Genomic DNA, 26,883 nt, shown 5'->3' on the forward strand with positions numbered 1-26,883 from the left:
CTGAACCGGTGCAGGGCGACGGTGACGGGTGGGTGGTATCCGACAGCGGCGCTCACTACTGGGGTCGCTTCGGCGCGGCCGGCCTGCTGCTGCGCGCCCCCCGGTCCGACGGCACGCCCGCGGTGCTGCTGCAGCACCGCGCGGTGTGGAGCCACCAGGGCGGCACGTGGGGGTTGCCGGGCGGCGCCCGGGACAGCCACGAGACCGCGGAGCAGACCGCGGTGCGCGAGGCGCACGAAGAGGCCGGCCTGCTGGGCGAGCTGCTGACGGTGCGGGGGACGGTGGTCACCGCCGAGGTCTTCGGGCACGGCGGCGCGCACTGGACCTACACCACCGTCGTCGCCGACGCCGCCGCATTGCTGGACACCGTCCCCAACCGGGAAAGCGCCGAGATGCGCTGGGTCGCCGAGAGCGACGTCGCCGACCTGCCGCTGCACCCCGGCTTCGCGGCCAGCTGGCAGGGGCTGCGCACCGCGCCGGCGCTGTTGCCGCTGGACCACGCCGACGAACGACGGCACCACCTGCCGCGCACGATCGAGATCGAGGCCGGCGTCTTCGTGTGGTGCATGCCCGGCAATCCGCTTCCGGCGGACCAATCGCCGCCGAGCCCGCGGATCAGCTCGCTGCTGCAAGCGCTGAACTGAGCCGCCGCGCGGCCGCCCGCGGGTCCTCGGCCGCGGTGATCGCCCGGACCACCACGATTCGCCGCGCGCCGGCGTCGAGCACCTCGGGCAGCCGCTCGGCGTCGACGCCGCCGATCGCGAACCAGGGCGTGTCGCCGCCGAGTGCGGCCGCCGCGCGCACCAGGTCCAGGCCCGGCGCGGCGCGGCCCGGCTTGGTCGGAGTGGGCCAGCACGGTCCGACGCAGAAATAGTCGGCGCCACCATTCGCGGCGTCGGCGAGCTGGCCGGGGTCGTGGGTGGACAGGCCCACCAGCGTGTCCGGCCCGAGGATGTCGCGCGCCGCCGGCAGCGGCAGGTCGCCCTGGCCCAGGTGCAGCACGTCGGCGCCGGCCAGGCGGGCGATGTCGGCGCGGTCGTTGACCGCGAACAGGGCCCCGTGCCTCCGGGCCGCCTCGGCCAGGATCTCGCAGGCGGCCAGCTCGTCGCGCGCCTCGAGCGGGCCGAACCGCCGCTCGCCGGCCGACCCCTTGTCGCGCAGCTGGACGACGTCGACCCCGCCGGCCAGGGCGGCGTCGGCGAACTCGGCCAGGTCGCCGCGCTCGCGGCGCGCGTCGGTGCACAGATACAGCCTCGCTTCACGGAGCCGGGCGACACGTTCGTGCACACCGCGACGCTAGCGCGCTAGCGTGGGACGGGTAGATAGAGCACGGGAGTCTCTTGCGAGCGGGGACTGAGAGTGGGCGCGCGGCCCTTACCGTCGAACCTGATCCGGGTCATGCCGGCGAAGGGAGCAGAGGATGGCGAACCGGCTGGCCGTTATCGGCGGCGGCGTCATCGGGCTGTCGGTGGCGCGCCGGGCCGCGCAGGCCGGATGGTCGGTGCGGGTGCATCGCACCGGCGAACCGGGCGCGTCCTGGGTGGCCGGCGGCATGCTCGCCCCGCACAGCGAAGGCTGGCCCGGCGAGGAGCGGCTGCTGCGGCTGGGCCTGGAATCGCTGCGGCTGTGGCGCGAGGGCTTCACCGACGGGCTGCCGCCGGGGATCATCACCGCGCGCGAGTCGCTGGTGGTGGCCGTCGACCGCGCCGACGTCGCGGATTTGCGCACCGTCGCCGACTGGCTGTCCGACCAGGGCCACCCGGTGGTGTGGGAGAGCGCGGCCCGCGACGTGGAACCGCTGCTGGCCCAGGGCATCCGCCACGGCTTCCGGGCGCCCACCGAGCTGGCGGTCGACAACCGCGCCGTCCTCGACGGCCTGGGCCTGGCCTGCGAACGCCTCGGCATCGAGTGGGCGGGGCCGGTGCACGACCTGGCCCGCGTCGACGCCGACGCGGTGGTGATCGCCAACGGCATCGACGCGCCGTCGCTGTGGCCGGGGCTGCCGGTGCGCCCGGTGAAGGGCGAGGTGCTGCGCCTGCGCTGGCGCAAGGGATGTATGCCGTTGCTGGGCAGGGTGATTCGCGCCCGCGTGCACGGACGGCAGGTGTACCTGGTGCCGCGGGTGGACGGGGTGGTCGTCGGCGCCACCCAGTATGAGCACGGGCGCGACACCGCCCCGGCCGTGTCGGGGGTGCGCGACCTGCTCGACGACGCGTGCGCGGTGGTGCCGGCCCTGGGCGAGTACGAACTGGCCGAGTGCGCCGCCGGGCTGCGCCCGATGACGCCCGACAACCTGCCGCTCGTGCAGCGCCTGGACGGGCGGACCCTGGTCGCGGCCGGCCACGGGCGGTCCGGGTTCCTGCTGGCGCCGTGGACCGCCGAACAGATTGTGTCCGAACTGGCCCCGGTGGGGGCCCACCCATGATCGTCACGGTCAACGAGCAACAGGTCGAGGTCGACGAGCGGACCACGGTCGCCGCGCTGCTGGAGTCGCTGGGCTTCCCGGACCGGGGCATCGCGGTGGCGATGGACCTGTCGGTCCTGCCGCGATCGGCGTGGGCGACACGGCTTTTCGACGGCGCAAGGCTAGAGGTGGTGACGGCGGTGCAAGGTGGCTGATTCCAAACTGACGATCGCGGACCGCAGCTTCGCCTCGCGGCTCATCATGGGCACCGGGGGCGCGACGAACCTGGCGGTGCTCGAGCAGGCGCTGATCGCGTCCGGCACCGAGCTGACCACCGTGGCGATCCGCCGCGTCGACGCCGAGGGCGGGACCGGGCTGCTGGACCTGCTGAACCGGCTGGGCATCACGCCGCTGCCCAACACCGCGGGGTGCCGCGGCGCGGCCGAGGCGGTGCTCACCGCGCAGCTGGCCCGCGAGGCGCTGAACACCAACTGGGTCAAGCTCGAGGTCATCGCCGACGAACGCACCCTGCTGCCCGACGCGGTCGAGTTGGTCCGCGCGGCAGAGCAATTGGTCGACGACGGGTTCGTCGTGCTGCCCTACACCAACGACGACCCCGCGCTGGCCCGCCGGCTCGAAGACGCCGGTTGCGCGGCCGTGATGCCGCTGGGCGCCCCGATCGGCACCGGCCTGGGCATCACCAACCCGCACAACATCGAGATGATCGTCGCGCGCGCCGGCGTGCCGGTGGTGCTCGACGCCGGCATCGGCACGGCCAGCGACGCCGCGCTGGCGATGGAATTGGGTTGCGACGCCGTCCTGTTGGCCACGGCGGTGACCCGCGCCGCCGACCCGCCGGCGATGGCCGCCGCGATGGCCGCCGCGGTCGGCGCGGGCTACCTGGCCCGGCGCGCCGGGCGGATCCCGAAGCGGTTCTGGGCGCAGGCATCCAGCCCGGCTCCATGAAACGCTATGTCGCCCTGGGCAGTTCGATGGTCGCCGGCCCCGGCATCCGGCCGCGCGCGGCGGGCGCGCCGCTGTGGTCGGGCCGCTCGGCCCGCAACTACCCACACCTTCTCGCCGAACGGCTGAGCCTCGAGCTGGTCGACGTCACCTTCTCGGGCGCCACGACCGCCCACGTGCTCACCGATCGCCAGCACGGCAGCCCGGCCCAGATCGACGCGCTGGACGGCTCGGAAAGCTTGGTCACGGTGACCATCGGGGGCAACGACGTCGGCTACGTTCCGCTGTTGATGGCCGCCTCGCTGCCGCACGCCATGCGGCGCCTGCCGCTGCTCGGCCCGCGCCTCTCCGAACTGCTGGACCGTGACACCCGCGATCGGGCGCTGGCCGGGGTGTTCGATTCGTTGTGCGCGGTCGGGACGGCACTGCGCCGGCGCGCCCCGCACGCCCGGGTCTTGTTCGTGGACTACCTGACGATCCTGCCGCCCGCGGGCACGCCGGCGCCCCCGCTGGGCGAGGCGGATGCCGAGCTGGGCCGCCACGTCGCGGCGACGCTCGAACGGCTGACGGCCGAGGCGGCGGCGGCAACCGGATGTGAGGCCGTCGGCGCCGCCGCGGCGAGCCGGCTACACCACGCGTGGGCGGCCGACCCGTGGACGGTCACGCCCGCGCGCTACGGCGTGCCGCTGCCGGGCCGGCCCGCACCGCTGCACCCCAACGCCGCCGGGATGCGCGCGGTGGCGGATCTGGTTGTGGCGCAGCTGTAGCGGCTCAGCCGTTGGTGCGCCACCACTGGTACAGCGCGTTGACGTCGGTGTTGGACGCGCGGATGTGGCTCAACACGTTCTTGGCGTCGGTGGTCCAGGTGATCACCGCGGCGTTCTTGTAGGTTCCGCACGCCACCTGGCCGGCCGTCTGACCGTTACTGCCCTGGTGCCAGGTGCCCGGCGACTGTCCCTGGTCCCCGCACGGGCTCAGCGACACGCCGTTGATCCCGGAGGTGAACGCGGCGGCCAGGTCGCTGCCGTTGTTGAACAGTTGATAGACGCCGGCGGCCGGCCCGTTGGGGTCCGGGCTCTGCCCGCAGTCGAGCTCGGCGAGCACGGGGCCCGACAACTGCGCCGGCTCACAGGTGTTGAGGCCGTAGCCCTTCGACAGCACGCCGGCCAGCGTGTTGATGTCGGCCGAGCTGCCGGTGCCGGGATCGGCGGCCGCCGTGGCGGCGCCGACGAGGGCGGAACCGCCCATCAGCGCCACCGCCGTCGCGGCGCGCAGCGCATTCGTGAGAGGGGACATTTCGAACTCCTTTGTTGTGTTGGAAAACCGAAGATCGTCACCGGGTTTCGGGGCCGGCGGAGCGGAAAGCGCTGCGGCCCAGCCATATACGTCAGCCGTTGGCGCGCCACCACTGGTAGAGCGCCTGGGCGTCGGCGTTCGAGCCGCGGATCAGGCCCAACACGTTTTTGGAGTCCGTGGTCCAGATGATCTCGGCGGCATTCTGGTAGGTGCCGCACGCCACCGATCCCGAGTTGGCGCTGTTGGTGCCCTGGTGCCAGGTGGTGGGCGATTGCCCGCTGTCCCCGCACGCGGTCAACACGTCGTCCTTGATGCTGGTCTTGAACGAGGCGGCCAGATTGTCGGCGTTGCTGAACAGGATGTACCTGGCCTGAACGGGGCCGCCCGGGTCGGGACTTTGCCCGCAGGTGAGCACGGCCAGCTCGCCGGCGTCGAGGTTTCCGGCGTTGCAGTTGTTGAGGCCGTAGCCCTTCGACAACGACCCGGCCAGCGTGTTGACGTCGGCCGGGTTACCGGTGGGGTCCGCGGTCGCCGTGACGGCGCCGGCCAGCGCGCAACCACCCGCGAGCGCGGTGGCCGCCGCGGCGCGCAGCGCCTTGCTGAGATCAGGCATCCTGGCTCCTAACATCGGACCGTTAAAGGGATCGTAGGGCTATGTCCTGTCAATGCAACACATTCCGCTAGAAATTGTCTGTCTGGGAATCCTTTCGGCGGCTCGGCACAATGTTGCCGTGATTTTGCGTTTGAGTGGACCTTATCGGCAAAGCGGTTGAAAACCAGGGGTTCTCGCGCTCGTCAGGGGTGCGGTCCCGCGCCCGGCGGGACGGCCGGAATAACGGATATCTGTGGAGATGGTGGCGTTTTCACGCGGCTCGGGTAGGGTAAGCACCGCCTCACGCCAGTTAAATTCTTTTCCCCTGGAGAATCCATGACAGAGCAGCCGCCCCCGCCTCCACCCGGATACCCGCCGCAACAGCCGGCCGGCCTGGCGCCGAGCAACAACTTGGTGTGGGCGATCCTGGCGACGTTGTTCTGCTTCCCCATCACCGGGATCGTCGCGATCGTGAAAGCCGCCTCGGTCAACGGATTGTGGGCGCAGGGCTTGCACGCCGAGGCGCAGGCCGCGGCCGCCAGCGCCCGGAAGTGGGTGATCTGGTCGGTCGTCATCTGGGCCGTGTGGGTTGCCGTCCTCATCATCGTCTCGGTGGCCGGTGGTCTCGATGCGGGCACGACGAACGCGCTTTCCCCACTCGCGACGTTCTGAGGCCGCGGCCCTGGGCGCGCCGCTGATGGTGGCCGCGTCCGCCGCATTGGTGTGCGCGGCCACCTGGGTGGGCGATCCGACGACGCCGGGTGGCCCGCTGCCGGTGTGTCCCACCAAGGCGTTGTTGGGCATCGACTGCCCCGGATGCGGCAGCGCGCGCATGCTGTATTCGCTGCTGCACGGCGACGTGGCGGCGGCCGCGAGGTTCAACGCGCTGGGTTTGGTGGCGCTGGTGTTGTTGGTCTGGGCGTATGTGGCGTGGACCTACGGCCGCGTGGCCGGCCGGCGGGTCCGGGGCTGGCAACACCAGCGGTGGTCGGCGGCGGTGGCGCTGGCGTTGGTGGCGGTTTGGTTTGTGGTGCGCAACATTCCTTTTGCGCCATTCAGCGCGCTGTATGTCTAACCTGGGGCGCGATGGTAAAAAAATCGCGGACGATCCCCGCGGCGCTCGCCGTGATCGTCCTGACCGCATCCCTGTCCGGTTGCTCGCATCGCTGCCCTGACGCGCAGCCGGCGACGGCCAATCCCGCCGCGGCGGCCTTCGCCTCCACACTCCACGACAAGGTCGCGGCCGACGCGATGATGACGCACCTGTCGAAGCTGCAGGACATCGCCAACGCCAACAATGGCAACCGCGCCGTCGGCTCCCCCGGCTACGAAGCCAGCGTCGACTACGTCGTGAACACGTTGCGCAGCAGCGGATTTGACGTGCAGACGCCCGAATTCTCGGCGCGGGTGTTTCACGGCGACAAGCCGATGGTGACGGTTGGCGGCGCGACCGTGGAGGCGCGGCCGCTGGAGTTCAGCCGCGGCACCCCGCCGGACGGGGTGAGCGGGCCACTGGTCGCGGTGCCGCCCGGGGACAGTCCGGGCTGCAAGCCCTCCGACCTGGACGGGCTGCGGGTGCAGGGCGCGGTGGTGCTGGTGGACCGCGGCACCTGCCCGTTCGCCCAGAAGGAGGACGCCGCGGCGCAGCGCGGCGCCGTCGCGATGATCGTCGCCGACAACGTCGACGAACAGCAGATGGGCGGCACCCTGGGCGCCGACACCGACGTGAAGATCCCGGTGGTCAGCGTCACCAAGTCGGTCGGGATGCAGCTGCGCGGTCAGCCGGGACCGACCACGATCAAGCTCAACGCGAGCGTCCAAACGTTCAAGGCCCGCAACGTCATCGCGCAGACCAAGACCGGGTCGCCCCACGACGTGGTGATGGTCGGCGCGCACCTCGACAGCGTGCCGGAGGGCCCGGGCATCAACGACGACGGGTCGGGGGTGGCCGCCGTCCTGGAGACCGCCATTCAGCTGGGGAACTCGCCCCAGGTGCACAACGCGGTGCGGTTCGGCTTCTGGGGCGCCGAGGAACTCGGGCTGATCGGGTCGCGTAATTACGTGGAGTCGCTGAACCTGGACGGGCTCAAAGACATTGCGCTGTATTTGAACTTCGACATGCTCGCCTCGCCCAACCCCGGTTACTTCACCTACGACGGCGACCAGTCGCTGCCGATGGATGCGCGCGGCCAGCCGGTGGTGCCGGAGGGCTCGGCCGGCATCGAGCGCGCGCTGGTCGCCTACCTGAAGTCGGCCGGCAAGACCGCGCAGGACACCTCGTTCGACGGCCGCTCGGACTACGACGGATTCACCCTGGCGGGCATCCCGGCCGGCGGCCTGTTCTCGGGCGCCGAGGTCAAGAAGACCCCCGATCAGGCCAAGCTGTGGGGCGGAACCGCCGACCAGCCGTTCGATCCCAACTATCACCAAAAGACCGACACCCTCGACCACATCGACCGCACCTCGCTGGGAATCAACGGCGGCGGCGTCGCCTACGCGGTTGGCTTGTACGCGCAGGACACCGGCGGCCGCAACGGGGTTCCGGTACTGGCGGACCGCACGCGCCACGTCCTCGCCAAGCCATGATCCGTCGGCTGGGCGCGGCGCTGGTGCTGATCGGCCTGGTGGCGGGGTGCTCGGGACCGCGTCCCGCGCCCCCGGCCGGGGCGCCTGACCTCGGACGGGGGCTGGCCGCCAAGGTGACTGTCGACCGGTTGGTCGCCCACCTGCGCGCGCTGCAGGACATCGCCAACGCCAACCGCGGCAACCGCGCCGACGGCACGCCGGGCTACGACGCCAGCGTCGACTACGTGGCAAAGGCGTTGCGGGACAGGGGTTTCAAGGTATCGGCGACGCAGTTCGACCGGCTGGTGCCCGGTTCGCCGGGCAAGCCGGCGCTGACGGTGGCGGGCCGCAGCTATCCGGTCGACCAGGCGTCGCCGCTGGTCCGCACGCCGCCCGGCGGGCTGACCGGGCAGCCGGTCCGGCCCATCCGGCCGTCGGGCTGCGCACCCGGCGACTACCCGGCGGCCGTGCCCAAAGGCGCGATCGCCGTCGTCGACGACGCGGGCTGCTCGGTGGTCGACAAACAGGACAGCGCCGTGGCCAGGGGCGCCGCCGCGCTGATCGTGCTCAGCGCGGCCACCGGCCAGGGCGCGCCACCGACGCTGTTCGTGCCCGCTTACTTCAAGCGGCTGCGGGTGCCCGTGGCCGTCGTCGGGGGGGCCGGGGCCACCGCGCTGGCCCGCGACACCGCGCCCGTGCGTCTGGTGCTGGACGCCGAGAACGTCCAGATCTCGTCGCGAAACGTGGTGGCGCAGACCGAAACCGGCTCCCCGCACGACGTGATCATGGTCGGGGCGCATCTCGACAGCCCGCGCGGCGGACCGGGCATCAACGACAACGGGACCGGCGTGGCGGCGGTGTTGGAGACGGCGCTGCAGCTGGGCCCGTTGGCGCCGGTGAACAACGCGGTGCGGTTCGCGTTCTGGGGGGCCGACGAGGACGGCATCAACGGCGCCATGGATTACGTTTTCGGCATGGACGGCGACCAGCTCAACGACGTCGCGATGTATCTGGACTTCACCATGATCGGTTCGGCCAACGCCGGCTACTTCACCGACGACGGCGACCAGTCCGGTCCACCGGGGGCCGGGATCTTCTTCGGCGACGTGCCCGACGGCTCGGCCGGCATCGAGCGGACCTTGGGCGCCTACCTGTACCAGTCCGGGAAGCGGCCCGCCGACACGCCGTTGAACACCTTGACCGACTACCACCCCTTCATGGTGGCGGGGGTGCCGATCGGCGGCCTGGCCGCCGGGTCGACGCAGACGAAAACCACCGTGCAGGCACGACTCTGGGGCGGCCAGGCCGGTATCCCGTTCGATCCCAACTACCAGAGCCCGCGGGATACCGTCGACGCCGTCAACCGGGAGGCGATGGCGATCATGGGTTCCGCCGCGGCGTTCGCGGTGGGCACCTATGCCGAGTCGATCGGCGGCGCCAACGGCGTCCCGCCGCACGACAAGCGGCACCGCACCCGGGTGTCGTAGCGGGCACGGTCACAAGATCGTCAGGTGCTGGTCTCGCGCACCGAAAACTGTTGACAATGCGATGGACTGGTCGAAGGTCACAAACGTGCCCCGGTTTGCAACGGCGAGCGCCAGCAAGTACGCGTCGGTGACCTGCTTGGAACTGTGTATGCGCAAAGGATCTATTGTCTCGGCGTCGAGAACGCTCACGGTGCATGGCCAAAACTGGTGATGCTGCGTCTGGGTCGCCCGGGCCAGCAAGTCGATGGCGTGGCGGGGCGAGATGGGGCTGGGATAACGCGGTTGGCTGATGATGCTTACGAAGCCATTCTGGGTGATCGCACACGACGCCCAACCCCGCGCGATCTCCTGGGTGATCCATGCCCGAGCCCGATCGTGGTCGACGTGATCTCGGTCGAGCAAAGCCAGCAGAACATTCACATCCAGAAGCGACCGCATCGATCAGGCCAGCTCCTCGTCGCGAAGCAGGTCGATAAGGGCGTTGGAGACCGCAGCGCCGCGGTGCGGCAGCGGATCGAAGCCATGAAAAAGCGCGGAGGCCTCGGACTGTCCCGCCGGTGGAGTGTCGTGCCTGGTCAACGCCTGGCGGGCCAGATCGGAGAGCACCGCTCCCACGGGCCGCTTCTCTCGGCGGGCTCGCTCCTTGACGGCCAGCAGGACGTCGTCGTCGATCGCCAAGGTGGTGCGCATGCATCTGATGCTAACGCATCACCTTGCTGCGTTACCCGTCGTCGTGGTGCCGTTCTTGTCGTCGGCCTGGTATACTCGAACGTATGTTCGATGGATCGGGTTCGGAGTCGCGTGCTGAGGCGATCGCGCGGATGGACGAGATGATCGAGCGTCGTTATCCGTCGACGACGGCGGAGTCGGTGGCGTTGGTCAATCGGATTGCGGCGGCGGCGCGGGCGGAGAATCGGGAGGCCGCTGCGCAGTTGGCGGCGATCGGGGAGCTGTTCGGGTATCGGCTTTCGCGCTGTGGCGAGGACGAGAGTTGGGCGATTGACACGATGGCGGCCGTCGCCGCGGAGGTGGCCGCGGCGTTGCGGATCAGCCAGGCGATGGCGGGCAGCCGGTTGCATTATGCGCGGGCGATGCGCGAGCGCCTGCCGAAGGCCGCCGATGTGTTTCGGGCCGGCGACATCGACTACCGGATGTTTCAAACCCTGGTGTATCGCACCGATCTGATCGTCGACCCCGACGTGCTGGCGACGGTGGATGCGCAGTTGGCGGCCAATGTGGCGCGCTGGCCGTCGATGACGCGGGGCCGGCTGGCCGGGCAGGTGGACAAGATCGTGGCCAAGGCCGACCGCGATGCGGTGCGCCGCCGCGCTGAGCGCCAGCGTGATCGCCAGGTGTGGATCGGCGATGTCGGCGATGGTCTGGCCGACATTTCGGGCAGCCTGTTCAGCGTGGATGCCCACGCCTTGGACAAGCGCCTGGACGCCTTGGCCGCCACGGTGTGCGCGCATGACCCGCGCAGCCGTGAGCAGCGCCGCGCTGATGCGTTGGGGGCGTTGGCGGCCGGGGCTGATCGGCTGGGGTGTCGCTGCGGGCGCAGCGATTGCGCGGCCGGCGCCCGCCGCGCGGCCAGTCCGGTGGCCATCCACGTGATCGCCGAGCAGGCCACGATCGACGGTCTCGGCGACACTCCGGGTTCGGAGTGGGGTGCTGATGGTTTGATCCCGCCCGAGGTGGTGGCCGAGCTGGCCAAGTCGGCGAAGCTGATGCCGTTGTTTCACCCGTGCGATGCCCCGCCGGAGAAGGGCTATGTGCCGTCGAAGGCGTTGGCCGATTTTGTGCGGTGCCGGGATTTGACGTGTCGCTTTCCCGGTTGTGACCGCCCCGCGGTGGATTGCGAGCTCGACCATACGATCCCCTATGCCCAGGGTGGGCCCACGCATGCGGCCAATTTGAAGTGCTACTGCCCGCTGCATCACTTGATCAAAACGTTTCTGGGTTGGAGCGAACGCCAGCTGGCTGATGGGACGTTGATCGTGACCGCGCCGTCCGGGCACACCTACGTCACCACCCCGGGCAGCGCGCTGCTGTTCCCCAGCCTGTGCCGCGCCGCCGGTGGGATGCCCGCCCCCGAAGTCGACCTCGGGCCGCCAGATTATTGCGCCGAGCGCACCGCGATGATGCCGCGGCGGCGGCGCACCCGCGCCCAAGAGCGCGCCACCCGGGTGGCCACCGAACGCAACCACAACCGCCAAGCCCGCCAAGCCCGCCGGGTCGCATGGCCCAGCTACTTTGATCCCGTCCCACCCGGCACCGACGACGACGACCCGCCGCCATTTTGATTGCCGGGCAACGCTTTACGCACATCAGCACATCGTGGCACGTCAGGGCATCGGCAATTCGCCGGATGAATACGTCCGCGGCCGTTGATATTTCGGAACGGGTGAGCATTGCGCGGCCGCGGGGCGATGACTCGCCTTGCACATTTCGAATGGGCTGTCAGGGTTAGCCAGGGCATCTAGAATGAGAGCCCTTCGATGCTGCCTTGCAGCCCGGCCGGGATGAGGTCCGTCATGAGTCGACGCCTGAAGGCGGCAATCGCCGGCGCGGGGGCGGTGTTGGTGGTGGCCGGGTGCACCACGATGGTGGACGGGCGCGCCCTGTCGATGCTCAACGACCCGTTCCGGGTGGGCGGATTGCCGGCGGCCAACGGCCACAGCGGCACCCGTCCGAACGCGCCCGGTGCCACCGGCACGGTGGTCAACACCAACAACGGGCCGATCGACAAGTTGTCGTTGCTCTCGATCAACGACATCGAGGAGTACTGGAAATCGGCGTACAGCCAATCGCTGAAGGGCAGCTTCATTCCGGTCGGCAAGATCGTGTCCTACGACTCGGAGGATCCGAGCAGCCCGATCATCTGCCACAACGACACCTACAAGCTCGCCAACGCGTTCTTCAGCTCGCGCTGCAACCTGATCGCCTGGGATCGCGGGGTTTTCATGCCCGTCGCGCAACGTTACTTCGGGGACATGTCGGTGACCGGCGTGCTGGCGCACGAGTTCGGCCATGCCCTGCAGCAGATGGCGAAACTGGTGACCAGGAGGGACCCGACGATCGTCCGCGAGCAGCAGGCGGACTGCTTCGCGGGGGTCTACTTGTTCTGGGTGGCCGACGGCAGGTCACCGCGCTTCACGCTGAGCACCGCCGACGGCCTCGACCACGTGCTGGCCGGCATCATCACCACCCGCGACCCGGTCGAGGATGCCGATACCCAGAACGACGACGAGCATGGGTCGGCCCTGGATCGGATCAGCGCCTTCCAGATGGGCTTCATCAACGGCGCCACGGCGTGCGCGGGCATCGACAAGCAGGAAATCGAGCAGCGCCGCGGCGACCTGCCGACCGCCCTGCGCATCGATTCGAGCGGCGACCCGGAAACCGGTGAGGTCCCCATCAACGAGGACACGTTGTCCACGCTGATGGAGCTGCTCGGAAAGATCTTCTCGCCGCAGAACCCGCCGACGTTGTCCTACAAGCCAAGCGCCTGCCCCGACGCCCAGCCCAGCCCGCCGGCGTCCTACTGCCCGGCCACCAACACCATCGCCGTCGAGCTTCCCGCGCTGGCCAAGGTGGGCAAGGTCGCCGCGGAGAACGAGCGCACCCTGCCGCAAGGCGACGACACCGCCCTGTCGATCGTGATGTCGAGGTACGCGCTGGCCGTGCAACACGACCGCGGCCTGCCGATGCAGAGCCCCTGGACCGCGCTGCGGACCGCGTGCCTGACCGGTGTCGTGCACCGCAAGATGGCCGAACCCATCGAGCTGCCGTCGCAGAAGCAGCTCGTGCTGACCGCGGGTGACCTCGACGAGGCGGTCTCCGGGCTGCTCACCAATCGCCTGGTCGCCAGCGACGCCGACGGCACCAGCGTCCCGGCAGGCTTCACCCGGATCGCCGCCTTCCGCGGTGGCGTGGCGGGCAACATGGACGCTTGCTACTCGCGCTATCCCGGATAGCTCACGAGACATCCGCTCGCGCCGACGGGGACTCGCGCATCCAGGCGACCAGGAACACGGTCACCAGTAGCCACCCGATGGCAACCGACGGAATCGCCCAGACCCGACGCACGAGCAGCGCGCTCTCGCACTTGTCGACCACGCCGCCGTCGAGCTGCGGAACCTTGGCGGTGAAGCCATTGCCGCATTCGATCGGGAAGCCATACGTGTCGTGTTGGTCGAGGGCGACCGGAAACCACAGCGCTGCCAGCCCGATCAGCGCCAGCACCAGCCCCGCCACTCCCAGCAGTATCCGGCGATTGTCCACGGCTGTTCTGCCCCCCAATTATGTAAATGATCGATGTGGATTTCACGTCATGCAGACATTGGCGAAAAGCAGCACCGGCCACGACACGATCGACCCCAGGAACGACACCGCGAGGTCAACCCCGTGCATCTGGTGCAGGTGTTCGATGTGCGTCGCCGACCAGATGGTTCCCACCAGCAGGTACGGTGTGCCCAGGAGGATTCCGATGGCCATCAGCTGGGCGATGCTGAGTCGGTAGTCGAGGACCCGACGAAGTTTCTCCAACATGTGCAATCCCTCTCGGCCGGGCCAAGGGGGCCCCGCCAAGTGCTGATTATGTTAACGAAGGTTCCGCGTCAACCGCAACGCCGCCTCGACGGCGAGCGCGGGCACGTCGAGGGTCTTCGAGCGCAGGTCGTGGCGCGCGCCGGTGATCTCAACGACCTCGGTGGGCGCGTTGATCAGCGCGGCGGCGTCGCGCAGTTCGCCCGGCGTGCCGAACGGATCGGACGTTCCGTGGGTGAACACGGTGGGCACCCGGATGTCGGGCAGGTGCTCGGTGCGGGGCCGTTCGGGCTTGCCGGGTGGGTGCACCGGATACGAGAACAGAGTGAGCGCCGCGACGGCGGCGTCTCCGGAAGCGACCACCATGGACGTCTGCCGGCCGCCGTAGGAATGCCCGCCGGCGATCAGCGGGCCGCCGGAAAGGCCGCGGCACAACGCGATCGCCTCGACGATCCCCGCGCGATCGGCCGCGGCCGAGCCGGACGGCGGGCCTTTGGGCCGGCGCCGGCGGTACGGCAGGTTGTACCGCACCGCGAGCCAGCCGCGTCGCGCCCACTCGTCGCAAACCTGGCACAACAGCGGGGATTCCCGGTCGCCGCCGGCGCCGTGGGTCAGCACCACGACCCCGGACGGCGTGCCGGACGGTTCGTGGGCGACTCCGGCGATCGGCTCCAGATTCATATCAGCCTGAACAAGGGCGAGACGGGGCCGTGGCCGTGGCCCAACGGGTAAGCGGCGCGCAGGGATTCGGTGACCCAGCGCTTCCCGAAGCCGACCGCGTCGGGCATGCTGTAGCCGTGCACCAGCGCACACGCGACCGCCGACGCCAGCGTGTCCCCGCCGCCGTGGTCGTTGCCGGTGGCGATCCGCTCGGCGTCGAACTCGTAGCAGGAGGTGCCGTCGTAGAGCAGGTCGCAGCTGCGGTCGGACGAGCGCAGGTGTCCGCCCTTGACCAGCACCCAGTTCGGGCCCAGCGCGTGCAGCGCCTCGGCCGCCGCCCGCTGCGAAGCCGAGTCGACGACGTCGATGTCCACCAGCAACCGCACCTCGTCGAGGTTCGGCGTCACCAGGGTGGCCAGCGGAAACAATTTGTCGCGAAGCGAATCCAGGGCCGAGGCGGCCAGCAGCGGGTCGCCGTGCATGGACGCGCACACCGGGTCGACGACCAGCGGGACCGTCAACCCCAGCCGGCGCCAGGCGTCGGCCACCGCGCCGATGATCGGGGCCGACGCCAGCATCCCGGTCTTGGCGGCCTGCACGCCGATGTCGGTGACCACGGCTTCGATCTGCCCGGCGACCACGTCGCCGGGCACCTCGTGAAAGCTCTTGACCCCCACCGTGTTCTGCACGGTCACCGCGGTGACGGCGACGCATGCGTGCACGCCCAGCAGCGCCATGGTGCGCATGTCGGCTTGAATGCCCGCGCCGCCGCCGGAGTCCGATCCGGCTATGGTCAGCACCCGCGGCGGGGTGGTCCCAGTTGGCGCCAGCGGCAGGTAATTCACTGGGTGATGGGCAAATACACCCGGTTGCCGTGCTCGGCGAACTCGCGTGACTTGTCAGCCATGGCGGCCTCGATCGCCTCCTCGCTGTCGAGCCCGTGCGCCGCCGCGTAATCGCGAACGTCCTGGGTGATCCGCATCGAGCAGAACTTCGGCCCGCACATCGAGCAGAAGTGCGCGGTCTTGGCGGGCTCGGCCGGCAGCGTCTCGTCGTGGAATTCCCGCGCGGTGTCCGGGTCCAGCGACAGCGCGAACTGGTCGTTCCACCGGAACTCGAAGCGCGCGGTCGACAGCGCGTCGTCGCGCTCCTGGGCGCGCGGATGCCCCTTGGCCAGGTCGGCGGAGTGGGCGGCGATCTTGTAGGCGATCACGCCGTCCTTGACGTCCTTGCGGTCCGGCAGCCCGAGGTGTTCCTTGGGGGTCACGTAGCACAGCATCGCGGTGCCGGCCTGGGCGATGATGGCCGCGCCGATCGCCGAGGTGATGTGGTCGTAGGCCGGCGCGATGTCGGTGGCCAGCGGGCCCAGCGTGTAGAACGGGGCCTCCTCGCACAGCTCCTCCTCCAGCCGCACGTTCTCGACGATCTTGTGCATCGGGACGTGCCCGGGTCCCTCGATCATCACCTGTGCGCCATGGGATTTCGCGATCCCGGTCAACTCGCCCAGGGTGCGCAGCTCGGCGAACTGCGCGGCGTCGTTGGCGTCGGCGATCGAGCCCGGCCGCAGGCCGTCACCCAGCGAGAAGGTGACGTCGTAGCGGGCGAAAATCTCGCAAAGCTCGTCGAAGTTGGTGTACAGGAACGACTCCCGGTGGTGCGCCAGGCACCACGCCGCCATGATGGAGCCGCCGCGGGACACGATCCCGGTGACCCGCTTGGCGGTCAGCGGCACGTACCGCAGCAGCACGCCGGCGTGCACGGTCATGTAGTCCACGCCCTGCTCGCACTGCTCGATCACGGTGTCGCGGTAGATCTCCCACGTCAGCTCCGTCGGGTCGCCCTTGACCTTCTCGAGGGCCTGATAGATCGGCACCGTGCCGACCGGGACGGGTGAGTTGCGCAGGATCCACTCGCGGGTCTCGTGGATGTTCTTGCCGGTGGACAGGTCCATGATGGTGTCGGCGCCCCAGCGGGTGGCCCACACCATCTTGTCGACCTCCTCGGCGATCGACGACGTCACCGCCGAGTTGCCGATGTTGGCGTTGACCTTGACCGCGAACGCCTTGCCGATGATCATCGGCTCGCTCTCGGGGTGGTTGTGGTTGGCCGGGATCACCGCGCGGCCCCGGGCGACCTCGTCGCGGACCAGCTCGGCGGGCACGCCCTCGCGGGCGGCGATGAACGCCATCTCGGCGGTGATCTCGCCGGCGCGGGCCCGCTGCAGCTGGGTGCCGCGGTCGCGCACCACGCCGGGCCGCGCCGGCAGCCCGGCGGCCAGGTCGATCACCGCGTCCGGGTCGGTGTAGGGGCCCGAGGTGTCGTAGAGGTCGAAGTGGTCCCCGGTGGACAGGTTCACCCGCCGGAACGGCACCCGCGCGCCGCCGTCCAATTCGAGGTAGGCCTTGCTGCTGCCGGCGATGGGTCCGGTGGTCACCGACGGCTCGATGGTTACGGTCATGGTTGTCATCTCCCTACGCCGGCATTACCCGGTCAGGTTCGTACGGTCGACGGCCCCGAGCCGTCCTCTCAGCGCACTGGGCGTGCGCTCCCGCGTCTGAACTTTTTCGTCGAATGGTTCCGCACGCGACGTTACCCCAGAAGGCCAGCACAACGACGGTAGCCCGGAATACCCAGGTAATGGCAGGATGCAAACGTGCCACAGCCCATGCCAAGCGAGGCCGCCGCGAGGTACCTGAACGTCGGGGCGTTCCGGTTCTGGTTCGTCGGTCAACGCTGGGAATGGTCCGACGAGGTGGCCCGGATGCACGGCTATGAACCGGGGACCGTGGCGCCCACCACCAAACTGCTGCTGTCGCACAAACATCCCGACGACCGCGCCCACGTCCAGGACCTGCTCGACTACGCCCTGCAGTCCGAGGAGTCGTTTTCCAGCCGCCACCGCTTCCTCGACACCAAGGGCAACGTGCACGACGCGATCGTGGTGGCCGACCGCATGCTGGACGACTCCGGCGCGGTCGTGGGCACGGCCGGCTACTACATCGACCTCACCCACACCTTCGACGAGGCCCGCGACGAGACGCGGCAGGAAGTGCTCGACGAGGCCCTGCCGGAGCTGTTCGAGAATCGCGCGGCGATCGAGCAGGCCAAGGGCGTGCTGATGTACGTCTACCGGATCAGCGCCCAGCAGGCCTTCCGGGTCCTGCAGTGGCGGTCCCAGGAGACCAACGTGAAACTGCGCGCGCTGGCAAAGCAATTGCTCGACGAGGTGTCGACGCTGCCGGCCCCGCCGGCGGCCGCCCAGAGTCAGTTCGACCATGTGCTGCTGACGGTGCACGAACGGATTCCGCCCGACCCCTCCGGGTAAAGATAGGCTTCGAAACATTCTTTCCTGGGCATTCTGCGAATCGTGGCGGTGAGAAGCATGCAACTGTTGGCGGTTGATCACGAGTCCCGCGAGGACGCCGTATTGGTTCGCGTCAAAGGTGACGTCGACTCCAGCACCGTCGACCAGCTCACCCCGCACCTGGCCGCCGCGCTGCAGGTGTCCGCCAACCACCCGGCCCGGCTAGTGGTCGTCGACCTGACGCCGGTGACCTTCTTCGGCAGCGCGGCGCTGAACGCGGTGCTCGACTGTCACGAGGCGGGCAAGGCGACCGACACGGCGGTTCGCCTGGTGGCCGACCACGACGTGGTGCTCCGGCCGATCCAGGTGACCGAGCTGGATCGCATCCTCGAGGTCTACCCGACGCTGTCGGATGCGCTGCAGCGCGACCAGCAGGCATGAGCTCCCTGCCCGCTGACCTGGCGGCCGCGGTCGAGCTGGGCGGGGAAATGGGCCGCCGGTTCGCCGAGTTCGATTGGGCGGCCCACCCATTGGGGCCGCCGGAGCGCTGGCCGGCCGAGTTCCGCGCGGCGGTGGTGACGGCGCTGACGTCGCGGTTCCCGATCGTGCTGTGGCTGGACCCGCGGGAGCTGTTCCTGATCTACAACGACGCCTACATACCCGCTTTGGCCGACAAGCATCCGGCCGCGTTGGGCCGCCCCGGCCGGGACGTGTGGTGGGACATCTGGGAGCCGATCAGCCCGATGCTGGACAGCGTCGTGGCCACCGGCGCGGCCACCTGGTCCAACGACCTGCTGCTGTCGATGGTGATGGAGGGCCGGCGCCGGGACCGCTACTTCACCTTCACCTACGGCCCGTTGATCGGCGACCGCGGCGGCGTCTCGGGGATCTTCTGCGCGGTCACCGAGACGACCGAGCGGGTGCTGGGGGAGCGGCGCCTGCACCTGCTCAACACCGTGGCGTCCGCGGTCATGGAAACCCAGGCGATCGATGACGCCGTGAACGCGGCGGTCGAGGTGTGTACGGCCCAGCCGGCGGACCTGCCGTTCATCGCGGTCTACGTCGCCGACGCGGGCGGCGCCATCGCGTTGCGGGGTGCGACGGCGTCGATGCTGCCGATCTTGCCGCGCTCGTTCGCCCAGTTGACCGACTCCGACCCGACGTCATGGGCACGGACCGACACGCGGGAGATCGGCGACATCGCGGCGGCACTTCCCGGCATCAGGAGCGCCCTGGGTGTCGACTGCCCGGAAGGGGCGCTGGTGTTGCCGGTGGGCGAGGGCGCCACCGCCGGCGCGCTGGTCGTCGGCATCAACCCGCGCTGCCCGCTCGACGACCAGTACCGGGGCTTCTGTCAGCTGCTGGCCGACCAGCTGTCGTCCGCGTTCGCGCAGATCGTCTCCTACGAACAGCAGCGGCAGCGGGCCGACGCGCTGGCCGAGCTGGATCGCGCCAAGACCGCGTTTTTGACGAACGTCAGCCACGAATTCCGCACGCCGCTAACGCTTTTGCTGGGGCCGCTGGATGACGCGCTGTCCGACGCGCCGCCGGACAGCGTGCTGGCGGACCGGCTCAGCACGGCGGGCCGCAACGCGCGGCGCCTGCAGCGCCTGGTCGACTCGCTGCTCGATTTCTCCCGCATCGAAGCGGGCCGGGCGAACGCGAAACTGGTGCCCACCGACGTCGGCGCGCTTACCGCTCACATCGCCTCGTCGTTCACCGAACTGTGTCAGCGGGCGGGGCTCGAGCTCGTGGTGGACTGCGGGGCGGCGCCGGCCGAGATCGATCCGGGCATGTGGGAGACGATCGTCCTCAACTTGCTTTCCAACGCCGTCAAATACACCCTGTGCGGCTCGATTTCGGTCGAGGTGCGCGCCGAAGCCCCGCATTGCCGAATGACGTTGCGGGACACCGGGGTCGGGATCGCCAAAGAGGACCTGGACCGCCTGTTCGAGCGCTTTTACCGGGCCGAGAACCTGCGCGGCCGCAGCGTGGAGGGAACCGGGATCGGGCTGTCGCTGGTGCGCGGCCTGGTCGAGCTGCAGCACGGGACCGTGGAGATCGACAGCGAACCGGACCGCGGGACCGCCGTCACCGTCCGGCTGCCGCTGGCGGTCGCCGGCGCCGCGGCCGAGCAACCCCCGACCGTCGCGCTCGACGACACCAACCCCTACGTGGCCGAGGCGCGCCAATGGGTGACGCCGGTCGCCGAACCGGCCGCCTCACACCGGGAGCGCCAGCTGGTGCTGATCGCCGACGACAACGCCGACATGCGCGCTCATTTGGACCGGGTGCTGTCGGCGCACTGGGACACGGTGGTGGTCGCGGATGGGCAGGCGGCACTGGCCGCGGCGACGCGGCTGCACCCGGACGCGATTGTGACGGACGTGATGATGCCGCGCCTCGACGGCTTCGACCTGCTGGCGGCGATCCGCGCGGACCCGGCGGTGGCGGCGACGCCGGTCCTGATGCTGTCGGCCCGCGCCGGGGCGGAGGCCGTCGACGAGGGGTTCGCCGGCGGCGCCGACGACTACCTGCCGAAGCCGTTCCGGTCCCAGGAGCTCGTCGACCGGGTGGCGTCGCGGTTGTCCGCGGTCACCCGCGAGCGCGACCGCCAGCGGCGCGAGGCGCAGCTCGACCTGGCGCACTTCGACTCCGCGCTGCAGGCCACCGATTCGGTCACCGGAATACTGGACGCCCTGCTCGACTACGCCCGCGGCTCGGGCGACCCGGTCGCGGTGGGCGTCGGGGTGGTGGACACCGAGCACCACGCCCGGTTCGAATACGCCGGCGACCTGCCCGCCGAAGTGCGCGACCGCTACCACGTGGTCGCCCTCGATGCGCCGCTGGTCGGCGTCGACGTGATCAGCGGCGGCGAGCCGATGGTCATCCCCGACACGTTCGACCTGCCGCCGCGCTATGCGCACGCGGTGCGCAACACCGCGGCCGATGTGCGCGCCTGCGTCGCTCATCCGTTGCGGGACAACGCCGGTCGCGTCATCGGCGCGCTGTTGTTGCTGTGGCCCACGCCGCGGCCGTTCGGCACCGCCGAGCTCGACACGTTCGCCCGGATGGCCGAGCTCACCCAGGCGGCGCTGGACCGGGTCCGCGTCATGGCGCGCGAACACCGCATCGCCGTCGACTTTCAGGAACATCTGCTCGACCTGGATCGCGGCTCGACCGCCGGCGTCGTGGCGGCCGTCTACCAGCCGGCCGGAGAGACGATGCGAGTGGGGGGCGACTGGTATTCGGTCACCCCGCTGGGCCGCGCCGGACGGATCGGGATCTCGGTCGGCGACGTCGTCGGGCACGGCCTGGCCGCCGCGATCGTGATGAGCAGGTTGCGCGCCGCGGTGGCCGCCTCGGCGCTCACCGCCGCCGAACCGGCCGCGGTGCTGGCGGCGCTGGACCGGTACGCGGCCAGCGTCGACGGCGCCCGCTGCGCGACGGTGGCCTACGCCCTCATCGACATCGGGGCCAACGCCGCCGCCGGGGCCGCCACGGTCAGCTACAGCTGCGCCGGGCACCCCTACCCGCTGCTCGTTCCGCCCGACGCGGAGCCGGTCTTCCTCGAGTCGGGCCGACGGCCCCCGGTCGCGGTGCACGACGAAAACTGCGACACCGAGCCGGCCGCGACCGCGACGGCCGACCTGGCACCCGGCAGCCTGATCCTGCTCTACACCGACGGGCTCATCGAGCGCGCCGGCGAGACGCTGGACGACGGGTTCGCCCGCCTGAAGGAGGCGGCCGCCGACTGCGCCGACCTGCCCGTCGAATCCGTCTGCGCCGAGTTGCTGGCGCGGATGACGCCGCCGGGCGGCTACTGCGACGACGTCGTCGTGCTGGCGCTGCGTCCCAGCCACGCGGCCGCGCGCAGCTTCACCACCGTGCTGCCCGCCGCGCCGGCGCAGATTCCCGTCGCGCGCCGGCAGCTGCGCAGCTGGTTGGGCCGCGTCGCCGTCGACCCGCGCCGCGAGGACGACATCCTGCTCGCGACCGGGGAGGCGGTCACCAACGCGATCGAACACGGGAGCCGCAGCGAGGCCCGCCGGACCGTGTCGGTCGAGGCCTTCCTGCGCGGCGAGACAGTCGCGGTCACCGTCAGCGACACCGGCCGGTGGGTGGGCGATTCGTCGGCCAGCCTGCGCACCCGGCGCCGCGGCCGCGGGCTCACCCTGATCGGCGGGCTGGCCGACCGCGTCGACACCGTGCGGACCGCCGCGGGCACCCGGGTGACGCTCGAGTTCGAGCGCGCGGTCGGCTAGACCTCTTCCATCGCCTCGCCGAGCTCCTCGAGGAGCTTGTTGTGGTGATTGCTCGCCAGGACGTGCCCGGTGGCGATGACCAGGGCGACGGGCCAGTCGATGAGCTCGAACGCGGCCAGCGCGGCCAGGCCGCCGTAATAGGCCAGCTGTTCCGGCCGGGGAATGCCCACTTGGCCAAAAACCGGAAGATTTACGGCGAACGTCTCGCCTTCCCGGATTTTCTGTACCGCGTCCCGCTGGGATGTCCCCCTACGCGCCTTCTTTTCCGCCATCATTTGCCTTTCGGTAACACAGCATTTGCCGCCGGGCCGGGTCGTGCGGTCACTGTCTGGAGTATGTCGAGGACCGACGCCCTGACCGATCCGCTGGTTTCGACGTTAGCTTCCGTGCTGGCCGTGCCGCTGCGGCAGCTTTACGCCCTGGCGTGGCGGGCGGGGTTTGTTGAGGTCGTCGAGCCTGCTCAGAAGCATCGGCTCGATCCCGAGCTTCGAACCGTGGTCCCACCACCGCCACGGCTACCGTCGCCGCAGCGGCGGCTCCTAGGCCCTGAGCCCACCCGAGCGGACCGATCGGCGTACAGCCGAGCAGTTGGCTGACGCCGGGGATGCTGATCAGGGTCCCCGCGAACGCGAGCGAGCCCGCCGCGGTGAGCACGACCAAGGGGGCCTGCGACTCCAGCAGCGTCTGACCCAGCTCGGTGCCCACCAGGGCGACCAGCGCCACGGTGGACGCGCGCTGCGGGCGTCCGGTGACACCGGCCATCGCCCACGCCGCCGTCGCCGCCGCGGCGGTGGTGACGCCCCGCACGGCCACGGCGTGCCACAGGGCGGGCTGATCCGCGCCGCGCAGGTTGGGGTCCACGGTGCCGCGCGGCTTGCTGACCGCCAGCGCCGCCGCGGGCAGCGCGTCGGTCAGCGTGTTGACCAGCAGCAGCTGGCGGGTGTTCAGCGGCGAGGTCCCGGTGATCGCGCTGCCGATGATCGCGAAGATCACCTCGCCGGCGTTGCCGCCGAGCAGCACCGACACCGCGGCCTGCACCCGCCGCCACAGCTGGCGCCCTTCCTCGATGGCTTCCAGCAGCGCGTCGATGCGGCCGTCGACCAGCACCACGTCGGCCACCAGGTGCGCCGGGTCGCTGCCGTGCGCGACCACGCCGATGCCGACCGTGGCGGCCCGAATAGCCGCGGCGTCGTTGGCCCCGTCGCCGACCATGGCGGTGCGCGTCCCGGCGCTCTCGAGCGTCTGCACCACCTGGACCTTGTTCTCCGGTGTCATCCGGGCGAAGATCACGCGCTCGGTCACGACGCGCTCTTGTTCCTTGCGGGACAACGAATCCCATTCCGCGCCGCTGATGACCTGGCCGGCGGTCACCGGCAGGCCCAGCTCCTCGGCGATGGCCTTGGCGGTGATGGGGTGGTCGCCGGTGATCAGCTTGATGCCCACGTTCTGGGAGCGCAGCGTGGCAATCACGTCGGCGGATTCCGGGCGCGGGGTGTCGGACAGGCCGAGGAACCCCGTCAGCGTCAGCCCGCCCGCGCAGTAGTCGGCGATGCGGTCGGGGTTGTCCCGGATCGCCCTGGCCTGTTGCGGGCTCAGCCGGCGCCGCGCCACCGCGATGACGCGCAGCCCGCGCGCGGCCATCGCGGCGACGGTGCTGTCCATCCGGCTGACGTCGCCGCAGGCGGCCAGCACCACCTCGGGTGCGCCCTTGACGGTCAGCTCGGTTCCGGTCGCCGAGGCCGAGAACGCCCGGCCGGAGCGGAACGGCAGGTGCGCGGCGGGGATCGCGCCGTTGGCGACCCCGGCGTTCTCGGCGGCCTCGACGATGGCGACGTCGGTCGCGTGGGCCTGCGGTCCGCCGTTGGCCGCCGGGGCGGCGTGCGCCGCGCAGCGCAACACCTCGGCTTTGGCGGCCTCCGAGACAATTGAAGCGCCCGTCGCGGGTCGGACCTCCGACACCCGCAGCCGGTTCTCGGACAGCGTCCCGGTCTTGTCGAAGCAGACCACCTCGATGCGGCCGAGCGCCTCGACCGAGCGCGGAACACGAACCAGGGCACCGTATTTCGTCAGCCGGCGCGCCGACGCCGCCTGCGCCAGCGTCGCCACCAACGGCATCCCCTCGGGCACCGCGGCCACGGCGATGGCGATCGCGCTGGACACCGCCTGCTGCAGCCCGATGCGGCGCACCAGCCCGAGCGCGCCCACCACCGCGCCGCCGGTGATGCTGACCGGGAGCGCCCGCGTGGTGAGCTGGCCGAGTTGGTGTTGCAGGCCGATGTCGGACGACAGCGCGCCGGAGATGAGGTCGGCGGCGCGGCGCTGCTGGGTGTCGGCGCCCACCGCGGTCACCAGCGCGACCGCGGTGCCCGCCACCACGGTGGTGCCGGCGAACAGCATGCAGCGGCGTTCGGCGAGGGGCGCGCCGGGCGTGGCCTCGACCTGCTTGTCCACCGACAGGGACTCGCCGGTCAGCGACGACTCGTCGACCTCGACGTCGACCTCCTCGATGATCCGGGCATCGGCGGGCACCACCTCGTGGGTGCGCACCTCGATGACGTCGCCGGGCCGCAGCTGCTCGGCGTCCACGTCGGCGTAGGACCGCCGCCCGCCCGGGCCGGTGAGCACCCGACGGGCCGGCGGAACCTGCAGCGCCAGCAGGTGGGTCAACCGCTTTTCGGCGCGCAGCCGCTGGGCCGCGGCCAGGATCGAGTTGCCGGTGAGCACCGTGCCCACCAGCACGGCGTCGACGGGCGAACCGAGTATCGCGCTGGCGGCCGAGCCGAGCGCCATCACCGGCGTCAGCGGGTCGGAGAGTTCGGCGCGGACGGCCTTGGCCAGCTGCCAGATCCCTTGCGCCAGCGACTCATTCGGCTGGACACCGGGATGGTAGGGCTGCGGGGCGGCTTCGGCGGATCCGGCGTCGGGCAGTGCCTTGCGGACCTGCTCGACGGACATCGCGTGCCATTCGTGGGTGGCCGCCGGGCGCGGTGTGTCCGCGTTGAGGATGCCGCGCGCGAGCAGGTAGCCCGAGAGCAGCCCGGCCGCGGCGCCGGCGTTGACCGCCTCGGACCCGAGATTGCCCCGCACGCCGGGGATCAGGAACAGCGAGCCCATGGCGGTGGCGCCCGCCGAGATGCCGGCGCCGCGCTGCACGGCGGACCGCGCCGCGGGCAGCGCGTGCAGCACCCGCCAGGCGGCCGCCAGGTCGGGCAGCAGCAGGTCGGCCTGCCAGGGCGGCGGGCCGTGGGCGGGCAGCACGCCCAGCGCCAGGTTGGCGCTCGAAAGGGCTTGCGCCCCAGCCGAAGACAGCATCGCCACACGGCGGCCCGCCTCCTGCAGGTCGGTGACCGCGCGCGCGAGCGCCTTGTCTAGCGCCTTTTCCGAGGACCCGTTCGTGGCTCTCCGCAGCGGGCGGATGTCGTCGAACGCGGGCCGCAGGTCGTCGAGCGACTCGGTGTCGACGGTGACCAGCTCCGCGCCGCTGCGGTGCGCCTCGGCGACCACGGCCGAGGCCAACGGGTCGTGCACGGGAAGGAACAGCGCCTCCACCTTCGAACCCGGTTGCCCGTCGGTGGTGCCCGGCACCGGGCGCCAACCCTGCCGCAGGCCGTCTGCGTCCAGCATGAGCAGGGCCCGATCCCACGCCGCGGACAGCTCCCCGTCCGCCGCGCCGCGGATGCCCGCCACCCGCAGGGTGTCGGTGCACAGGACGCGGGGATCGATGACGATCGCGTCGACCTTGTCCAGCTTGCGCACGCTCTCCGGGCGCATCGGCAGCACCGCGTGCCGCTCGGCCAGCCCGCGGGCCAGCGTGGTGGCGAACGCCTCGGGCGTGGTCCGGTTGGCCTTGGGCGCGGTCACCGCCACGGCGGTGGCGGCCATGTTCACGTTGCGGGTCCCGGCGCCCATGGCGGCGGTGCTCACGGCCTGAAGCAGGGCGAAGCGGCGGACGCTGCGTTCCATGCCCCGGGCGGGCTGCGGTCGCGGCGACAGCCGCGCGGGCGGCTGGTCGGCGTGCCGGGCCAGCTCGGGTTCGTGGTGCTCCCAAGCCTGCGCCTCGGCGCGGACCTCGGCGGCCTTCAACGTCTGCATCGTCAGCCCGATCGCCAACGACGACAGCGACTGCGAGAACGCTTGGCTGGTGGCGTGGGCCAGCGTCAGCACGGTGTCGGTGCCCGGCCCGCCGATGGCGTCCTCGAGCGTGCGCCGCAACCACGGCTGGTAGTCGAAGAACGTCAGGCTCGCGCCGACGACCGGTGGCAGGGGCCGCAGGCGCATCGCGCGGCCGGTGAGCGCGAAGCCCAGCCCGGCGGCGTTGGCGGCCATCGTCAGCGCCCTGGTCGCCAGCACGACGCCGTCGCCGGGCAGGTTTCCCACCGACGCCGGTTCGTCTTGGCCTGCGCGGCAACGCTTTTCGGCCGCCTCGACCAGCCGGCACAGGTCCCGCAGCGACGGGTCCTTCGCGCCGACGCCGACGACGACGCGGGACAGTGGATAGTTCAGGCTGGCCGAGGTGACGCCGGGATGAGCGCGGACCGCGTCGAGCACCGCCCGGCCGAGTTCAGCGTCGGCGGCATCGGCGAGGCCGCGCACCTCGATCCAGGCGCGGTGCTGCCCGCGCCAGCAGTGCCGGCTCAGCGCTTCGGAGGGCAGCTCGCCGGACAGCGCCCTGGCGCCCTCGCGCACCGGTATCGCCGCGATGTCGATGCCGGCCCTGGCGACCTGCAGGCCCGCGGAGACAGCGCGCGCGGGCAGTGACCGTTGTATGAGTGTTGTGATGCTCAACAGTCGATCAACGGTTC

General features: G+C 70.8%; 26 protein-coding genes, 1 pseudogene and 2 riboswitches. Of the genes and pseudogenes, 15 read left to right on the plus strand and 12 right to left on the minus strand.

The window, feature by feature from the left end; translation table 11 throughout:
- Positions 1-8: 8 nt before the first annotated feature.
- Positions 9-644, plus strand: coding sequence for an NUDIX hydrolase (locus AC5Y4Z_RS18780; RefSeq protein ID WP_499966078.1), 636 nt, complete (start codon positions 9-11; stop codon positions 642-644).
- Here the strand turns inward: AC5Y4Z_RS18780 and thiE are convergent.
- Positions 616-1,287 carry a thiamine phosphate synthase gene (thiE, locus tag AC5Y4Z_RS18785; protein WP_499966080.1) on the minus strand — a complete coding sequence of 224 codons (672 nt, stop codon included), beginning with the start codon at positions 1,285-1,287 and terminating at the stop codon, positions 616-618. The genes AC5Y4Z_RS18780 and thiE overlap by 29 nt on opposite strands.
- A 32-nt stretch (positions 1,288-1,319) precedes the next feature.
- Positions 1,320-1,430: riboswitch (TPP riboswitch) on the plus strand.
- On the opposite strand from thiE, the gene thiO reads away from it, so the two are divergent.
- The 4 genes from thiO to AC5Y4Z_RS18805 all read left to right on the plus strand — a co-directional run bounded on the left by thiO (position 1,421) and on the right by AC5Y4Z_RS18805 (position 4,134).
- Positions 1,421-2,425 carry a glycine oxidase ThiO gene (thiO, locus tag AC5Y4Z_RS18790; protein ID WP_499966082.1) on the plus strand — a complete coding sequence of 335 codons (1,005 nt, stop codon included), beginning with the start codon at positions 1,421-1,423 and terminating at the stop codon, positions 2,423-2,425. (Overlaps the previous riboswitch by 10 nt.)
- On the plus strand, positions 2,422-2,619 hold the full coding sequence (thiS, locus tag AC5Y4Z_RS18795) for a sulfur carrier protein ThiS (protein ID WP_499966084.1): 198 nt from the start codon (positions 2,422-2,424) through the stop codon (positions 2,617-2,619). Before thiO ends, thiS begins: the two co-directional genes overlap by 4 nt.
- Positions 2,612-3,370, plus strand: a complete 759-nt coding sequence (locus AC5Y4Z_RS18800) for a thiazole synthase (RefSeq protein WP_499966085.1) — start codon at positions 2,612-2,614, stop codon at positions 3,368-3,370. Before thiS ends, AC5Y4Z_RS18800 begins: the two co-directional genes overlap by 8 nt.
- Entirely contained in the window at positions 3,367-4,134 is a 768-nt protein-coding gene (locus tag AC5Y4Z_RS18805; RefSeq protein WP_499966086.1) for an SGNH/GDSL hydrolase family protein, read from the plus strand. The genes AC5Y4Z_RS18800 and AC5Y4Z_RS18805 overlap by 4 nt, the downstream gene beginning before the upstream one ends.
- A 4-nt stretch (positions 4,135-4,138) precedes the next feature.
- Here the strand turns inward: AC5Y4Z_RS18805 and AC5Y4Z_RS18810 are convergent, their stop codons facing one another.
- Positions 4,139-4,663, minus strand: a complete 525-nt coding sequence (locus tag AC5Y4Z_RS18810; RefSeq protein WP_499966087.1) for a serine/threonine protein kinase — start codon at positions 4,661-4,663, stop codon at positions 4,139-4,141.
- 91 nt (positions 4,664-4,754) lie between these two features.
- Positions 4,755-5,276 (minus strand): serine/threonine protein kinase, encoded by a 522-nt coding sequence (locus AC5Y4Z_RS18815; protein WP_499966090.1) that lies wholly within the window; start codon positions 5,274-5,276, stop codon positions 4,755-4,757.
- Between the two features lie 315 nt (positions 5,277-5,591).
- Here AC5Y4Z_RS18815 and AC5Y4Z_RS18820 point away from each other — a divergent pair, with 315 nt between their 5' ends.
- The 4 genes from AC5Y4Z_RS18820 to AC5Y4Z_RS18835 are packed head-to-tail and all read left to right on the plus strand — an operon-like array spanning position 5,592 to position 9,307.
- Complete coding sequence (locus AC5Y4Z_RS18820; RefSeq protein WP_499966092.1) at positions 5,592-5,927, plus strand: CD225/dispanin family protein; 336 nt, start codon at positions 5,592-5,594, stop codon at positions 5,925-5,927.
- Between the two features lie 25 nt (positions 5,928-5,952).
- Positions 5,953-6,330, plus strand: a complete 378-nt coding sequence (locus AC5Y4Z_RS18825) for a DUF2752 domain-containing protein (protein ID WP_499966093.1) — start codon at positions 5,953-5,955, stop codon at positions 6,328-6,330.
- 11 nt (positions 6,331-6,341) lie between these two features.
- Positions 6,342-7,841, plus strand: coding sequence for a M28 family metallopeptidase (locus tag AC5Y4Z_RS18830; protein ID WP_499966095.1), 1,500 nt, complete (start codon positions 6,342-6,344; stop codon positions 7,839-7,841).
- Positions 7,838-9,307, plus strand: coding sequence for a M28 family peptidase (locus AC5Y4Z_RS18835; RefSeq protein WP_499966096.1), 1,470 nt, complete (start codon positions 7,838-7,840; stop codon positions 9,305-9,307). Before AC5Y4Z_RS18830 ends, AC5Y4Z_RS18835 begins: the two co-directional genes overlap by 4 nt.
- A 9-nt stretch (positions 9,308-9,316) precedes the next feature.
- Here the strand turns inward: AC5Y4Z_RS18835 and AC5Y4Z_RS18840 are convergent, their stop codons facing one another.
- Together AC5Y4Z_RS18840 and AC5Y4Z_RS18845 are read right to left on the minus strand one after the other, a co-directional pair.
- A complete protein-coding gene (locus AC5Y4Z_RS18840) occupies positions 9,317-9,745 on the minus strand; it encodes a type II toxin-antitoxin system VapC family toxin (protein WP_499966098.1) in 429 nt (142 codons plus the stop codon).
- Positions 9,746-9,748: 3 nt separating this feature from the next.
- Positions 9,749-9,997, minus strand: coding sequence for a CopG family transcriptional regulator (locus AC5Y4Z_RS18845; protein ID WP_499966100.1), 249 nt, complete (start codon positions 9,995-9,997; stop codon positions 9,749-9,751).
- Positions 9,998-10,080: 83 nt separating this feature from the next.
- Between AC5Y4Z_RS18845 and AC5Y4Z_RS18850 the strand changes: the two genes are divergently transcribed.
- Together AC5Y4Z_RS18850 and AC5Y4Z_RS18855 are read left to right on the plus strand one after the other, a co-directional pair.
- Positions 10,081-11,607, plus strand: a complete 1,527-nt coding sequence (locus AC5Y4Z_RS18850) for an HNH endonuclease signature motif containing protein (RefSeq protein WP_499966102.1) — start codon at positions 10,081-10,083, stop codon at positions 11,605-11,607.
- Positions 11,608-11,826: 219 nt separating this feature from the next.
- Positions 11,827-13,281, plus strand: a complete 1,455-nt coding sequence (locus AC5Y4Z_RS18855; protein ID WP_499966104.1) for a neutral zinc metallopeptidase — start codon at positions 11,827-11,829, stop codon at positions 13,279-13,281.
- A 1-nt stretch (position 13,282) separates the two neighbouring features.
- On the opposite strand, the gene AC5Y4Z_RS18860 is transcribed toward AC5Y4Z_RS18855, so the two are convergent.
- The 5 genes from AC5Y4Z_RS18860 to thiC all read right to left on the minus strand — a co-directional run bounded on the left by AC5Y4Z_RS18860 (position 13,283) and on the right by thiC (position 16,970).
- Entirely contained in the window at positions 13,283-13,588 is a 306-nt protein-coding gene (locus AC5Y4Z_RS18860; protein ID WP_499966106.1) for a hypothetical protein, read from the minus strand.
- A 42-nt stretch (positions 13,589-13,630) separates the two neighbouring features.
- A complete protein-coding gene (locus AC5Y4Z_RS18865; protein ID WP_499966107.1) occupies positions 13,631-13,855 on the minus strand; it encodes a hypothetical protein in 225 nt (74 codons plus the stop codon).
- A gap of 51 nt (positions 13,856-13,906) precedes the next feature.
- Positions 13,907-14,533, minus strand: a complete 627-nt coding sequence (locus AC5Y4Z_RS18870) for an alpha/beta hydrolase family protein (RefSeq protein ID WP_499966109.1) — start codon at positions 14,531-14,533, stop codon at positions 13,907-13,909.
- Positions 14,530-15,357, minus strand: coding sequence for a bifunctional hydroxymethylpyrimidine kinase/phosphomethylpyrimidine kinase (gene thiD, locus AC5Y4Z_RS18875; RefSeq protein WP_499966111.1), 828 nt, complete (start codon positions 15,355-15,357; stop codon positions 14,530-14,532). Before thiD ends, AC5Y4Z_RS18870 begins: the two co-directional genes overlap by 4 nt.
- Entirely contained in the window at positions 15,354-16,970 is a 1,617-nt protein-coding gene (gene thiC / locus AC5Y4Z_RS18880; protein WP_499966112.1) for a phosphomethylpyrimidine synthase ThiC, read from the minus strand. Before thiC ends, thiD begins: the two co-directional genes overlap by 4 nt.
- Positions 16,964-17,074, minus strand: a riboswitch (TPP riboswitch). It overlaps the preceding gene by 7 nt.
- 103 nt (positions 17,075-17,177) lie before the next feature.
- Here thiC and AC5Y4Z_RS18885 point away from each other — a divergent pair.
- Genes AC5Y4Z_RS18885 through AC5Y4Z_RS18895 form a run of 3 tightly spaced genes read left to right on the plus strand, consistent with a single transcriptional unit; the run spans position 17,178 to position 22,081 of the window.
- Positions 17,178-17,837: a PAS and ANTAR domain-containing protein gene (locus AC5Y4Z_RS18885; RefSeq protein WP_499966371.1), complete on the plus strand. Its 660-nt coding sequence runs from the start codon at positions 17,178-17,180 to the stop codon at positions 17,835-17,837.
- Between the two features lie 57 nt (positions 17,838-17,894).
- The gene (locus AC5Y4Z_RS18890) at positions 17,895-18,257 is read left to right on the plus strand and encodes an STAS domain-containing protein (RefSeq protein WP_499966372.1); all 363 of its coding nucleotides are present in this window, start codon (positions 17,895-17,897) and stop codon (positions 18,255-18,257) included.
- Positions 18,254-22,081 (plus strand): SpoIIE family protein phosphatase, encoded by a 3,828-nt coding sequence (locus tag AC5Y4Z_RS18895; protein ID WP_499966114.1) that lies wholly within the window; start codon positions 18,254-18,256, stop codon positions 22,079-22,081. Before AC5Y4Z_RS18890 ends, AC5Y4Z_RS18895 begins: the two co-directional genes overlap by 4 nt.
- Here the strand turns inward: AC5Y4Z_RS18895 and AC5Y4Z_RS18900 are convergent.
- Positions 22,078-22,353 carry a hypothetical protein gene (locus AC5Y4Z_RS18900; RefSeq protein WP_499966116.1) on the minus strand — a complete coding sequence of 92 codons (276 nt, stop codon included), beginning with the start codon at positions 22,351-22,353 and terminating at the stop codon, positions 22,078-22,080. The genes AC5Y4Z_RS18895 and AC5Y4Z_RS18900 overlap by 4 nt on opposite strands.
- Between AC5Y4Z_RS18900 and AC5Y4Z_RS18905 the strand changes: the two are divergent.
- Positions 22,252-22,491: pseudogene (locus tag AC5Y4Z_RS18905) on the plus strand (hypothetical protein); the annotation flags it as partial. The gene AC5Y4Z_RS18900 and the pseudogene AC5Y4Z_RS18905 overlap by 102 nt on opposite strands.
- Here AC5Y4Z_RS18905 and AC5Y4Z_RS18910 read toward each other — a convergent pair.
- Positions 22,403-26,866, minus strand: a complete 4,464-nt coding sequence (locus tag AC5Y4Z_RS18910; RefSeq protein WP_499966118.1) for a cation-translocating P-type ATPase — start codon at positions 26,864-26,866, stop codon at positions 22,403-22,405. The pseudogene AC5Y4Z_RS18905 and the gene AC5Y4Z_RS18910 overlap by 89 nt on opposite strands.
- Positions 26,867-26,883 lie beyond the last annotated feature (17 nt).

Source organism: Mycobacterium sp. NGS63, from assembly GCF_059812295.1.